General features: G+C 61.2%; 10 protein-coding genes and 1 tRNA gene. 7 read left to right on the forward strand and 4 right to left on the reverse strand.

Features of this window, described 5'->3' with window-relative positions:
- Positions 1-61: 61 nt before the first annotated feature.
- From ACQ7C1_RS05840 to ACQ7C1_RS05850, 3 genes are all read left to right on the forward strand, one after another.
- Complete coding sequence (locus tag ACQ7C1_RS05840; RefSeq protein ID WP_430957626.1) at positions 62-754, forward strand: AprI/Inh family metalloprotease inhibitor; 693 nt, start codon at positions 62-64, stop codon at positions 752-754.
- Between the two features lie 125 nt (positions 755-879).
- On the forward strand, positions 880-1038 hold the full coding sequence (locus ACQ7C1_RS05845; protein ID WP_176536253.1) for a hypothetical protein: 159 nt from the start codon (positions 880-882) through the stop codon (positions 1036-1038).
- Between the two features lie 62 nt (positions 1039-1100).
- The gene (locus ACQ7C1_RS05850) at positions 1101-1238 is read left to right on the forward strand and encodes a hypothetical protein (protein ID WP_198175514.1); all 138 of its coding nucleotides are present in this window, start codon (positions 1101-1103) and stop codon (positions 1236-1238) included.
- 329 nt (positions 1239-1567) lie between these two features.
- Here the strand turns inward: ACQ7C1_RS05850 and ACQ7C1_RS05855 are convergent.
- Positions 1568-1643: transfer RNA gene (locus tag ACQ7C1_RS05855), tRNA-Thr, on the reverse strand.
- A gap of 157 nt (positions 1644-1800) precedes the next feature.
- Between ACQ7C1_RS05855 and ACQ7C1_RS05860 the strand changes: the two genes are divergently transcribed.
- From ACQ7C1_RS05860 to ACQ7C1_RS05870, 3 genes are read left to right on the forward strand one after another with little or no spacing between them, the layout of a single operon-like run.
- Positions 1801-2574, forward strand: a complete 774-nt coding sequence (locus ACQ7C1_RS05860) for an NAD kinase (RefSeq protein ID WP_430957627.1) — start codon at positions 1801-1803, stop codon at positions 2572-2574.
- Positions 2575-2578: 4 nt separating this feature from the next.
- Positions 2579-3082 carry a hypothetical protein gene (locus ACQ7C1_RS05865; RefSeq protein ID WP_285192907.1) on the forward strand — a complete coding sequence of 168 codons (504 nt, stop codon included), beginning with the start codon at positions 2579-2581 and terminating at the stop codon, positions 3080-3082.
- 32 nt (positions 3083-3114) lie between these two features.
- Positions 3115-4164 carry an alpha/beta hydrolase family protein gene (locus ACQ7C1_RS05870; protein ID WP_430957628.1) on the forward strand — a complete coding sequence of 350 codons (1050 nt, stop codon included), beginning with the start codon at positions 3115-3117 and terminating at the stop codon, positions 4162-4164.
- Positions 4165-4182: 18 nt separating this feature from the next.
- Here the strand turns inward: ACQ7C1_RS05870 and prfB are convergent.
- From prfB to ACQ7C1_RS05885, 3 genes are all read right to left on the reverse strand, one after another.
- A protein-coding gene (prfB, locus tag ACQ7C1_RS05875; protein WP_176536255.1) for a peptide chain release factor 2 occupies positions 4183-5314 on the reverse strand; the annotation gives its coding sequence in 2 pieces (ribosomal slippage) (positions 4183-5244 and positions 5246-5314; 1131 coding nt in all).
- 102 nt (positions 5315-5416) lie between these two features.
- A complete protein-coding gene (locus ACQ7C1_RS05880; protein WP_097598340.1) occupies positions 5417-7876 on the reverse strand; it encodes a penicillin-binding protein 1A in 2460 nt (819 codons plus the stop codon).
- 360 nt (positions 7877-8236) lie between these two features.
- The gene (locus ACQ7C1_RS05885; protein ID WP_430957629.1) at positions 8237-9496 is read right to left on the reverse strand and encodes an N-acetylmuramoyl-L-alanine amidase; all 1260 of its coding nucleotides are present in this window, start codon (positions 9494-9496) and stop codon (positions 8237-8239) included.
- 624 nt (positions 9497-10120) lie between these two features.
- Here ACQ7C1_RS05885 and ACQ7C1_RS05890 point away from each other — a divergent pair.
- Positions 10121-12997, forward strand: a complete 2877-nt coding sequence (locus ACQ7C1_RS05890) for a ribonuclease E/G (protein WP_430957630.1) — start codon at positions 10121-10123, stop codon at positions 12995-12997.
- Positions 12998-13096 lie beyond the last annotated feature (99 nt).

A 13096-nucleotide genomic window follows, 5' to 3' on the forward strand; every position in this document is an offset into this window, starting at 1 on the left:
GGGCCAACAAGCGACCAGCTCAATTCAAGCGACTGCAGTCATCGCGCCAGGGGGAAGTGTCATGATCCGTTTCGTCGTCCGGCTTTCGGCTGCGGCAGCAGCCCTCCTTGCTTGTGGCCTGGCCCAGGGCCAGGAGATCGATGCCGATATTGTTAAAGCGCAGGCCGGGACCTATCTCTTTGCCCCGCAAGACGGCCGCGCGGGATGCCGGATGACGCTTGAAACCGGTACGGCGATCGGCGGCTATTCGCTCTCTGGCCAGGAGTCTTGCACTACGCCACTGCCGGCGCTCGCCGAGTCCTATGCCTGGAATTTCGACGGCAATGGCGGCCTCATTCTGATCGATGCGATGCGCAAGGTCATCGCCCGTTTCGTCGAGAACGAGGGTTCAGCGATGAAAACGGAAGACGAAACACCGCTCCTGCTGATCTCGGCACCCGATGGTGTCGATCACTTGCCGACCTTCAGGAGCCTTGCCGGGACATGGGCAATGCAAAGACCGGGCGGCGAAAAGCTCTGCAGCGTGACACTCGACGGCACCGTCGATACGGACGGCCACGCACCCCTATCGCTTTCCGGAGACTGCGCCGCCAATGTCGCCGGGCTCAAGCTCGCCATATGGGATATCGACGGTTTCGGGCTGACGCTGATGAGCCATGACGGTTCGTCGCTCAGCTTCGACATGCGCGCCGACGGCAATTTCGACAAGTCCAGAGAAGAAGGCGGCAAGCCACTTTCGCTCGTGCGCCACTGATCCCGGCGCATGGCTCGAGCCGGAGAAATCCACTTTTTGCCTTGGAATGACCTTCTGGAGCATTATGATCGGGCGGCGATCGATCCGTAGCGACCGGTCATAAGCAAGAAGGAGCGATTCCCATCATGGCCATTCGACCGCTGATTTTCGGTATCCTCTTCATCGCGGCCTTTGTGGGAATCATTCTCAGCATCATTTGGGTGGACACGTCGCATCCCGTTCACCAGGCCGATCCCTTGTCGCCGACGGCGCCTGGCCCCGCGACGCCGGGGCCGGTGCAATAGGCCGAGAGGAACGCGGACGGCAATCGCGCGTTAATCCCCGATCGAACGAGGATTGAACGCTTATGCGCATAATGATCGCCATCGTCGCCGTCATGGTCGCCTCGGTGCTGAGCATCGCGATGATGTCACCTTCCGGTGCCGGACAGACCGGTAATGGCGACAGGATCGAGGCCAAAATCAACGAACCCCTCGCGCATTGAACCGGAACGACGGGTAGCTGAGACCGACTGTCTTCAGCTGCAATAGAACCAGGGCATGTCGCGATCATATGGCACCACTCGAGGGAAATGGCTGCGGTCAGCAAATATGCGCGAACTTCATGGCTGGTTCCTCATTGAGGATGGGGAGACACTGCGCCGTCGCGGCTGAATTGCCGCTGAAACAGTCCTTCGGACGGGGTTCATTAAGGAAAAACGCGCCGGAGCATTATCGAAACCAGTCTGCCTTCGTTCTCAACGAAACTACGACGCGACAGCCTTCGCTTGGCCGCTCTCTTCGGCTCGCCGAGCCGAAGCTCACGAGCGTAGGCTGGTGCCCCCGGCAGGGTTCGAACCCGCGACCCCCTGATTACAAATCAGGTGCTCTACCAACTGAGCTACAAGGGCAATAGCTGCCCAACTAACAGATTCTGCGATCCTGTAAAGGAAAATCCGTGCGAGCGCCGACAAGTCTGCGTGTATTCAAAACGCCTTGTCTTGCAAAACGGCCTTGTCGCAACTGCCATTTATCCTTTAGCTAGAGCAGCTTCACAAAGGGCATTGTATGGGCCGTTCATTCCAGACGCTTTCCTTTATCGCCTCGCCGACGATGGAGGCGCTCGCAGCGCGCGAAGAGCTGATTCGCATCTATGGCGACGTGCCTCAGGACGAGGCTGATGTCATCGTCGCACTGGGCGGCGATGGCTTCATGCTGCAGACGCTGCACAGCACCATGAATTCGGGCAAGCTGGTCTACGGCATGAATCGCGGCTCGGTCGGCTTTCTGATGAATGATTACAGCACGGAACGGCTTCAGGAACGTATCTGCGTCGCCGTCGAAAACGCCTTCCGCCCGTTGAAGATGACGACGGCCAATGCCGACGGCACGAATTCGACAGCGCTCGCCATCAACGAGGTTTATCTTTTCCGTCAGTCTTATCAGGCCGCCAATCTGAGGGTGGTGGTCGACGGGCGCGTACGGCTGGAGGAGCTGATCTGCGACGGGCTGATGGTGGCCACCCCAGCGGGATCGACGGCCTATAACCTTTCCGCCCATGGCCCCATCCTGCCGCTCGAGGCGCCACTGCTCGCCATGACGCCGGTCAGCGCTTTCAGGCCGCGGCGCTGGAGGGGCGCCCTGCTTCCGAACAAGGTGACTGTCGATATCGACGTGCTCGAACCGGTGAAGCGGCCGGTGAATGCGGTGGCAGACAATACGGAGGTCAAATCGGTGCTGCATGTCCGCATCGCCCAGTCGGAGCATATGACGGCGCGTATCCTCTCCGATCCGGACCGCTCCTGGTCCGACCGCATTCTCGCCGAGCAGTTCAAGGATTGAAATCATGGCAATGCGCCTGACATTGATGGCCACGGTTTTCCTCGCTGGATGCTCGGCCGCGATCGCCGCTCCCGCGCAGGACGTCATCCTGCCGGCTTCTGTGATTTTCGCGACCAGCACCGGCTACTGGGAGGATGACGGCAACGCACCTGATGTCGAGCGGGCGCCCACCGCTGCCGAAAGCGTGTCCGCCCCTCAGCAAAAGCGCCACGGCTATTACAAGCTCTTTGCCGTGCGTCAGCCGGACAGGACATCGAAAGTCTATCTTCAGCAGATTGCCCAGACCGAGACCGGTCCGGCGATTGCCTCGACCATCGAGCTGCAGGAGATCAGCGACCTGAAGCCATACGTGACCGATATCCGCCCCGAAAACTCGAGCGGCATCATCAAGCAACCCGGCCTCTTCGCTACGATCTATCTGAAGACCGATCCCGCAGCCGAGCCGGACGGCTGGACCGTGCTGATTGACGAACTCGGCGACATCACCATCGAGAAAGCGACCAATTGAGCAGCGAGACGCTGTTCGCACAGGCGAGGAAGATGAAACTCGGCTTTCGCGAGGGCATCCTCTATGACGACCGGAGACTAGACTGGGACGCAGCCGGTCCAAGGCCCGTCCGCTGGTCGCTATGGTATCCGGCTGCCGATAACGCGCAGGAATGCGAGATCCAGGAGAGAAGCTGGTTTCGGAAGGCGGCGGTCGCTCGCGACGCACCGATTCGGCCCTCGGACAGGCCTTATCCCCTCGTCCTGCTGTCACATGGCACGGGTGGATCTGCGGCCGGACTGGAATGGCTGGCGCGACGCCTGGTCGATCGCGGATTTACAGCGCTCGGCGTCGATCATCACGGCAATACGGGCAGTGAGCCTTACCGCCCCGAAGGTTTTGCCTGCCTCTGGGAACGGGCGCCAGATCTGAGCTTGATGCTCGACCGCTGTCGCGGCTGGCTTGGCCATCTTGCCGGTCGGATCGATGCGGACCGTGTATTCGCGGTCGGATTTTCGGCCGGAGCCTATAGCGTCATGTTGCTTCTCGGCGCCGTCACCCAGTTCTCGCAGTTCGAGCCGTCACGGCTGAAGCCGGGTGGTCCACGCGGCCCGAGGGAATTTCCCGACCTCGCCGATCATATTCCCTCACTGCTTCGCACCAGCGATGTTTTTCGCGAATCATGGTCCCGCATGTCGCGATCCTATCGGGACGACAGGATCGCAGCGGCGGTCCTCTGCGCGCCGGGTCGCTCCGTTCTCAGCTTCGGCGCGGAAAGCCTGAAAGCTGTCGTGGCGCCCGCTCTTATCCTTGTCGGCGATGCCGACAAGGCGGCACCGGCTGAGGAATGTTCTTGCTGGCTGCATGAGCGCCTGACACGCAGCGCGCTAAAAATCTTCGGCGGCGGCCTCGGGCATTATGTCTTTGTGCCGGAGGGCACGGGGCTCGGCATGGCCTTTGCCGCCGAGCTCTTCACCGATCCGCCGGGCATCGAGCGGGGGGCCGTTCATGACGAGATTGCCGCTCTTTCCGCAGCGCTGTTTCATGACGGCGATGGCGGCGCGATAGGCAGAACAAAGAAAGCCCCGTTTCCGGGGCTTTGATTTCCATGATGCTGATTGTCAGTCGACATCCTCGACGACCGCATCGGCGGCGCCGCTGATGCGATGGGCAAGGGCCGCTTCCATGAATTCGTTCAGATCGCCGTCGAGCACGTCATCCGGAGCGGTGCTGGCGACGCCTGTGCGCAGGTCCTTGACCAACTGGTAGGGTTGCAGCACGTAGGAGCGGATCTGATGACCCCAGCCGATATCCGTCTTGGAAGCGGCTTCGGCGTTGGCAGCCTCTTCGCGCTTCTTCAACTCTGCTTCGTACATCCGGGCACGCAGCATTTCCCAGGCCTTGGCACGGTTCTTGTGCTGCGAACGTTCCTGCTGGCAGGCCACCACGATCCCGGTCGGGATATGGGTGATGCGCACGGCCGAGTCCGTCGTGTTGACGTGCTGGCCGCCGGCGCCCGACGAACGATAGGTATCGATGCGGCAATCGCTTTCGTTGATGTCGATGTTGATCGAGTCGTCGACGACCGGATAGACCCAGATCGACGAGAAGGACGTATGGCGCCGCGCATTGCTATCGTAGGGGGAAATGCGCACCAGACGATGTACGCCCGATTCTGTCTTCAGCCAGCCATAGGCATTGTGGCCCTTGACGAGCAGGGTCGCGGACTTGATGCCCGCCTCTTCGCCGTCATGGACTTCGAGAAGCTCGACCTTGAAGCGCTGGCGTTCCGCCCAGCGGGTGTACATGCGCAACAGCATGTTGGCCCAGTCCTGGCTTTCGGTGCCGCCGGCGCCGGAATGGACTTCGAGATAGGTGTCGTTGCTGTCGGCCTCCCCGGAGAGCATCGCCTCCACCTGACGGCGCGCGGCCTCAGCCTTCAGTGCCTTCAAGGCGTCCTCGGCCTCTTTGACGATGCCTTCGTCGCCCTCTTCCTCGCCGAGTTCGACCAGCTCGACATTGTCTTTCAGCTGCTGTTCCAGCTGCCGGACGCCGTTAATGCCGTCATCGAGCTGCTGACGCTCGCGCATCAGCTTCTGGGCTTCCTGCGCATCGTTCCAGAGGTTCGGATCCTCTGCCTTGTTGTTCAACCAGTCCAGTCGTCTTATTGCCTGGTCCCAGTCAAAGATGCCTCCTCAGCAGGGTGATAGCCTGCTTGGTTTCATCGACCACGTTTTCGATTTCCGCTCGCATTTTCCTGCTTCTCTGTAACGGTCTTCTTCAAGTGCTGGTGACATAGAGACGCCCGCCGCGGATGTAAAGAGCCGGGGCGGGTTTCCAAAATTGGGTGAAGACTCAGAAGAGTCCTGGCGTGCCGGTCTGAACGGCCTGGTTGGCTTGCGGCGAGGTCTTCAGGATCTCCTCCGGCGCCATGGTGCTGTCCATGCCGATGACGGAGAAGCTGTCGGCAGGTCCGGTGCCGGGTTTGAAGGCCTCGACGATCGTGTTCGGATCTCCGTCGGCGGCGGCCATGCCGGTCTTGCGGTCGATCGGGATCAGGTTCATGCCCTGTGGAATGACGAACTTCGATTCCGGCATGTCCTTGACGGCGGCCTGCATGAATTCGTTGAAAATCGGGGCGGATAGACCGCCGCCGGTACCGCCGCGGCCGAGCGGGGCCGGCGTATCGAAGCCCATATAGAGGCCGGCGACGAGATCCGGCGTGAAACCGACGAACCAGGCATCCTTTTCGTCATTGGTGGTGCCGGTCTTTCCGGCGACGTCGCGACCGCCGAGATCAATCTTGCCGGCGGCGGTGCCGCGCTGGATGACGCCCTGCATCATCGAGGTGATCTGGTAGGCGGTCATCGGGTCAAGGACGGTTTCGCGGTTGTCGACGACATTCGGTTCTTCCTGGTTCTGCCAGTCGCCGGCATTGCAGCCCTCGCAGAGGCGCTCCTCATGCTTGAAGATCGTCTTGCCATAACGGTCCTGGATACGGTCGATCAGGGTCGGCTTAATCTGCTTGCCGCCATTGGCAATGACCGAATAGGCCGAGACCATGCGCAGCACTGTCGTGTCGCCCGCGCCGAGCGACATCGAGAGAACCGGCAGCATGTGATCGTAGATACCGAAGCGTTCGGCATATTCGGCAACGATATTCATGCCGAGATCGTTGGCGAGTCTCACCGTCATCAGGTTGCGCGAATGCTCGATGCCTGAGCGCAGCGTCGACGGGCCGCCGACTTCGCCGCCGTAGTTTTCGGGCTTCCAAACCTGGCCGCCCGAGACGATCTCGATCGGCGCGTCCATGATGACGGAGGCCGGCGTATAACCGTTGTCCATCGCCGCGGCGTAGACGAAAGGCTTGAACGAGGAGCCCGGCTGGCGCATCGCCTGAGTGGCGCGGTTGAATTCGGACTGGCCATAGGAGAAGCCGCCGACCATGGCGAGCACGCGGCCGGTCTTCGGATCCATGGCGACAAGCCCGCCCTGTACCTTCGGCGGCTGGCGCAGACGGTAGGAGGTCGACGCGTCGTCACCGAGCTTCTCGACATAGACGACATCGCCCGGGCTCAAGACACCGGCCGGCGATTTCGCCGTCTTTCGGGAGCCATCCGCCGAACGGTAGGCCCATTGCATGTTCTTGGCGTCGATGGTGCCGCGCTGACGGTCCGCCGCAACCTTGCCGCTCCCGTCCTTGGCCGGCTGCAGGCCGATATCGACATTGTTATCGGACACGGCGAGGACGACGGCGAGCCGCCATTCCGGAACGTCGGTTAGCGCGGGAATATCGGCAAGCGCCTTGCCCCAATCGCCGCTGGAGTCGATCTGCTTAATGGCCCCATGGAATCCACGGCGCTCGTCATAGGTCACGAGGCCATCCTGCAGCGCCTTGCGGGCGGCGAGCTGCATCTGTGGATCGAGCGAAGTGCGCACGGAAAGGCCGCCCTCGTAAAGAACCTTCTCGCCATATTGATCGATCAGCTGGCGGCGCACGGCTTCGGCGAAGTAATCGGACGCGAAGAGCGAGGGACCGTTGCTGCGGGCGGTGACGCCGAGCGGCTGCTTTTTGGCTTCCGCGCCGTCGCTCTGGCTGACATAGCCGTTCTCGACCATGCGATCGATAACCCAGTTGCGACGCTCGAGCGCCGCCTCAGGATGGCGGAACGGATGATAATTGGCCGGGCCCTTCGGAAGCGATGCCAAATAGGCGGCCTCGGCGACAGTCAGCTCGGTAACCGACTTATTGAAATAGGTCAGCGCCGCGCCGGCGATGCCATAGGAATTCATCCCGAAGAAAATCTCGTTCAGGTAGAGTTCGAGAATCTTGTCCTTGCTGTAGGCCTGCTCGATACGAAAGGAGAGGATTGCTTCCTTGATCTTGCGGTCGATCGTCTGGTCCGAGCTCAAAAGGAAGTTCTTAGCCACCTGCTGGGTGATTGTGGAAGCACCGACGGGACGGCGGCCCGAACCGAAATTCTGCAGGTTGACGAGGATTGCGCGGCCGAGACCGGTGAGGTCGACGCCCGGATGGTTGTAGAAATTCTTGTCCTCGGCCGACAGGAAAGCGGCCTTCACGCGGTCGGGAATGGCCTGGATCGGCAGGAAAAGACGCTTTTCTTTAGCATATTCGGCCATGAGAGCGCCGTTGCCGGCATGGACGCGGGTCGTCACCGGCGGCGCGTAGCTGTTCAGAACGGCATAGTCCGGAAGATCCCTGGCGACATTGGCGAGATAGATAGCAATACCCGCCGCAGCGACCAGAAACAGGACGCAGGCCATTCCGAAGAAATATCCAAGAAGTCTAAGCATATTTTCAGCTACCGGTCTCTTCGATCCGCAATCGGCGCAGACGCAACGATTGCACAGATCGAGACAATTTGCACGTTGCGCGCGGCTTACTCCATGAGCGCTACCGCCACAAGCCGATTCCGCGCCTCAAGCTAGGAAACATAAGCCGGAGTAACGGCGCGAATGTGAGCAAAATAGGGCTCTGCCCGCCGCAATCACCGCCGCGGCAGCGTTTCACCGGGACTGTCACATCCAAGCAACGCCCTTGCCCGCCGACAAGCCGAAGCACGGCGTTCAGAACGTGATTCATCTGATGGCGTCCAAGTCTCTGTTTTCATGGATTTCGCTTGAGCGAACTATTAGAATCTTCGGGCGACGCTCTTATCCGCCATTCGCCACAACGCCGGTACGGTATCGCTTCACCGCCTCGGTCAGGAGATCGGCGATCCTGGTGCGCCAGGTTTCGTCGAGCAGCAGTTTTTCGTCTTCGGCATTCGACAGGAATCCGAGCTCGAGCAGGATCGACGGCACGTCGGGGGCCTGCAGCACGCGGAAGCCGGCGTGGCGGTGCGGATTGTTGATGGTGCCGACTTGGTCCTTGAAGGAATTCAGCACGCTCTCGGCCAGCGAGATCGAAAAGGCCTGCGTCTCGCGCCGCGTCAGATCGAGCAGGATGTCGGCGACCTCGGGCGGCTCGGCGACTACCTCCTTGCCGGCGATCTGGTCGGAAAGGTTTTCGCGCTCGGCAAGATCGGCTGCGAGCTTGTCGGAGGCCTTGTCCGAAATCGTATAGACCGTTGCGCCGCGGATATCCTTCTGTTTCAGCGTATCGGCATGCAGTGAAATGAACAGGCCGGCATGGTTCTGGCGGGCGATCAGCACGCGCTGGGAAAGCGACAGGAACTCGTCGTCGCTGCGCGTCAGGAACGCCTTGATGCCCGGCTCCTTGTTCAGCCGGTCGGCCAGTGCCCTGGCGAAAGCAAGCGTCACCTGCTTTTCCTCGGTCTTCGTATCGACGCCGATTGCGCCGGTGTCGATGCCGCCATGGCCGGCGTCGACGGCAATGACGAAATCGCCGGGGGCGGCTTTCTCCGGCGCCGGAATGGCGCTCGTCGTCTGAGCCGCATCGGTCCGATCATCCCACGATTGTGTCTTCACCAGTTCGGCAAAGGCCTCCTTATCGATCATTTCGGCGTCGAGCACCAGGCGATGACCCCTGCCCGCCTCGTCGGCCTGCACCTTGGCGAGCGAGAGCTTCACCGGCCTTGCCGCTGTCAGCACGATGCGGGCGCTCTCCTCATCCATCTTGCCGTAGCGGATATCCTTGAAGAGGCCGCGAGCGGCCAAATCCTTCCCCGGGAAACCGAAGGCGGTGGCCGGCAGATCGACGACGATGCGCTCCGGATTGGCGATATAATGGACGGAGAAACGCGGTTCGCGGTCGAAATCGATGACGATGCGCGTCCTGGCGTCATCGCCGATGATGCGCGCCCCATAAGCGAGCAGCGGATCCTTCGTCTCGGCCGAACCCGCGAGGCCAGGCAGGAGGCAACCTGCAATGAGCACCGCCGTCTGAACCCGCCTTGCGAATGTCGATCGCCGCGTTGCGGACTGCGCCGCGATCCGAGCCCTCTTAAACAATAAACCGTCACACCCTATTTGTAACCGCGATGGACCTGATATGGCCGGATCGACGCTCGATAGGGGAGACGCCTTGCGACCTGCCGAATCGCGGTCACCTGCCCCCAGTTTCTATGCGATTCGAAATCCATCAATATTATGGCACATTTGGCTTTTCCCTTGCTATTGTGACAGAGAAAACATACAACGCATTTTAGGGTAGAAGTGTTGACGGGATAGAGTCGCCGCAAGGGCTGCCAGCCAGATCTGGACCTGGCGCCACATCGGTCATCGTCCGCCGTCTCATGCGCTTCAACCCGGGAACTGGATCCTGATTTTCCGACTTCTGTCGGAACTTCATTGGTGGATCAGCCACCACGCTCTCAGGGAGCAACCCTCATCGGACCCGAACCGGGTCTTCGTATTTGTCGATCACGCTTGGTTGTTGATGGTTTCGCAGCAGGTTTTATCTGAAGTGTACAGGCCCCGGACCGAAACGGTTCCGGCTGCGGTCTGGCTGCTGCTCTTCCCTTCGCGTCAAGCGCGACTTTCAATATCCGGCGCGGCCACGGTGGACCGCATTCTTTCTGTTTCAACAGCAGTCGGGAATGCGCTCTCGCGGCCACGCCGAGGAGCACAGCTTACATGGCAGACAAAATGCTTATCGATGCGTCTCACGAGGAAGAGACGCGCGTCGTTGTCGTTCGCGGGAACCGCATAGAAGAATTTGACTTCGAGTCGCAGCACAAGAAGCAGATCCGCGGCAATATCTATCTTGCAAAGGTAACGAGGGTCGAGCCCTCGCTGCAGGCCGCCTTCGTCGATTACGGCGGCAACCGGCACGGCTTCCTGGCCTTCGCCGAAATCCATCCCGATTATTATCAGATACCGCTCGCCGACCGTCAGGCACTGCTTCGGGCCGAAGCCGAGGAGCATCGCCGCGATGAAGACGTCGAACACGTCGAAACCGCACCGGTCGTCGATCTTTCGACCCAGGACCAGCCGGATGTCGGCATCGTGCCCACGGAGGCACCGGCTGCCGTAACGGAAGAGGCCGCGGCGGAAAACGTTGCCGTAACGGCAGAGGTGGCAGCATCGCCTGAAGTCGCCGAGGAAGCGCCAGCCAAGAAGGCAAGGCCGCGCCGGAGCCGCAAGAAGGTTGCCGAAACGACCGCGACCGAGGATGCCGTTCCGACAGACGTCGAAGCCGAAGGCGCTGCAAGCGTCGACAACGACGATGACGCCCCTGCCGGCGGCACGATGGCCGCGATGGTGGAAACCGACACGATCTCCGAGGACATCGACACCAGCAAGCGTCGCCACGATGACGACGATGACGACGATGATCACGGTGAAGAGGAAGTCATCGAATCCGTCGGCGCCGAAGACGCGATGGAAGAAGTTCCGGACCGCGTGCAGCGCAAGCCGCGCAAGCAGTACCGCATCCAGGAAGTCATCAAGCGCCGCCAGATCCTGCTGGTGCAGGTCGCCAAGGAAGAACGCGGTAACAAGGGTGCCGCTCTCACCACCTATCTCTCGCTTGCAGGCCGCTATTCGGTTCTGATGCCGAACACGGCGCGCGGCGGCGGCATTTCCCGCAAGATCACCAATCCGCAGGACCGCAAGCGCCTGAAGGAAATCGCCCGCATGCTCGAAGTGCCGCAGGGCATGGGCGTCATCCTTCGCACCGCCGGTGCGAACCGCACCAAGGTCGAGGTCAAGCGCGATTTCGAATATCTGATGCGCCTGTGGGAAAATGTCCGCACTCTGACGCTGGCGTCGACCGCTCCCTGCCTCGTCTATGAAGAGGGCTCGCTGATCAAGCGCTCGATCCGCGACCTCTACAACAAGGATATCGGCGAAATCATCGTTGCCGGCGAGGAAGGCTATCGTGAAGCGAAAGACTTCATGAAGATGCTGATGCCGAGCCATGCCAAGGTGGTTCAGCCCTACCGCGATATCCACCCGATCTTCTCGCGCTCCGGCATCGAGGCCCAGCTCGACCGCATGCTGCAGCCGCAGGTGACGCTGCGTTCCGGCGGCTACCTGATCATGAATCAGACGGAAGCGTTGGTTTCGATCGACGTCAACTCCGGCCGCTCGACGCGCGAACACTCGATCGAGGACACCGCGCTGCAGACGAACCTCGAAGCCGCGGAAGAAATCGCCCGCCAGCTTCGCCTGCGCGACCTCGCCGGCCTGATCGTCATCGACTTCATCGACATGGAAGAGAAGCGCAACAACCGCGCCGTCGAGAAGAAGCTGAAGGAATGCCTGAAGAACGACCGCGCCCGCATCCAGGTCGGCCGGATCTCGCATTTCGGCCTGCTCGAAATGTCACGCCAGCGCATCCGCGCTTCGGTTCTCGAATCGACGACCCAGGTCTGCTCGCATTGCGGCGGCACCGGCCACGTCCGTTCGCAGTCCTCCGTCGCCCTGCATGTGCTGCGCGGCATCGAGGAATATCTGCTGAAGAATACGACGCACAACATCACCGTGCGCACCACGCCCGACATCGCGCTCTACCTGCTCAACCACAAGCGCCAGACGATCGTCGATTACGAAGCGCGCTTTGGCGTAGCGATCATCATCGATGCCGACGGTTCGGTCGGCGCACAGCACTTTGCGATCGACCGCGGCGAGCCTGTCGAAAATCCAGTCAAGATCGAAAGCCTCTTCAACTTCGCAGCCATCCCCGAGGATGAGGACGACGACATCGTCATCGAGGCTGATGAGGACGAAGACGAAGAACTCGAGGAAAAGGCTGCCGCGACCGAACGTCCCGCTGCGGCGCGTTCGGAAGGCGAAGGTGAAGGCAACCGTAAGCGCAAGCGTCGCCGCCGCCGTCGTGGCCGCAACGGCAATGCCGAGCAGCCGGCAGCCGCTGCAGGCGAAGCTGGCGACGAAGAGGAAGATGGCGACGATGAGGGCGCTGAGGGCGCTGAGGGCGACGAAACCGCCGCCGCTGCACCCGAGAGCCGCGCCGAAAACGAGGAATCGCAGCGCCGCAAGCGCCGTCGCCGCGGCAAGCGCGGCGGTCGCCGCAATCGGGAGGACGGCTCCGAGCTGACGGCCAATGAAGCCGGCGAAGGCAGCGGCAGCGAGGATGAAGACGACGGCATTTCGGATGACGTCGCTCCAGGTGAAGCCGCAATTGTCGAGACGGTTCCCGAACAGGCCGGCGAGAGCCAAGCTGTAACGGCTGCCGTCGAGGATATGGCCGTCATCGCCGAAGAGGTAAAGCCTGCCCGTGGCCGCGGCCGCCGCAAGCCCGCCGCAGCGCCGGTCGAAGAACCAGTAGCGGAAGCAACACCCGCCGTTGAAGCCGAACCGGAGGTGGTCGAAGCCTCCGCCGATCTCGCAACGCCCGCCCAGGAAGAAGCAAAGCCGGTTCGCGCCAACCGCGAATCCAATATTTCTTCCTCAGAGCCGACGGTGAAATCCACCCGTACCGAAAATGGCGAAAGCGACGAAGGCAAGCCGAAGAAAGCCGGCTGGTGGCAGCGCCGTGGCTTCTTTTGAACGCTGATTTTCGGACGTAAATGATGAGATCCGGCTGCGGCGACGCGGCCGGATTTTTGTTTATGGCGGCGGCATCAGCATCGATTTGCAGCAAGGCAG

This window comes from Rhizobium sp. Nf11,1, assembly GCF_050587665.1.
Classification (GTDB): Bacteria; Pseudomonadota; Alphaproteobacteria; order Rhizobiales; family Rhizobiaceae; genus Rhizobium.

Bases quoted from the DNA above. Each gene is read 5' to 3' on its own strand.
- ACQ7C1_RS05840 (WP_430957626.1), top strand. From the start codon at position 62: ATGATCCGTTTCGTCGTCCGGCTTTCGGCTGCGGCAGCAGCCCTCCTT.
- ACQ7C1_RS05845 (WP_176536253.1), top strand. From the start codon at position 880: ATGGCCATTCGACCGCTGATTTTCGGTATCCTCTTCATCGCGGCCTTT.
- ACQ7C1_RS05850 (WP_198175514.1), top strand. From the start codon at position 1,101: ATGCGCATAATGATCGCCATCGTCGCCGTCATGGTCGCCTCGGTGCTG.
- ACQ7C1_RS05860 (WP_430957627.1), top strand. From the start codon at position 1,801: ATGGGCCGTTCATTCCAGACGCTTTCCTTTATCGCCTCGCCGACGATG.
- ACQ7C1_RS05865 (WP_285192907.1), top strand. From the start codon at position 2,579: ATGGCAATGCGCCTGACATTGATGGCCACGGTTTTCCTCGCTGGATGC.
- ACQ7C1_RS05870 (WP_430957628.1), top strand. From the start codon at position 3,115: ATGAAACTCGGCTTTCGCGAGGGCATCCTCTATGACGACCGGAGACTA.
- ACQ7C1_RS05880 (WP_097598340.1), bottom strand. From the start codon at position 7,876: ATGCTTAGACTTCTTGGATATTTCTTCGGAATGGCCTGCGTCCTGTTT.
- ACQ7C1_RS05890 (WP_430957630.1), top strand. From the start codon at position 10,121: ATGGCAGACAAAATGCTTATCGATGCGTCTCACGAGGAAGAGACGCGC.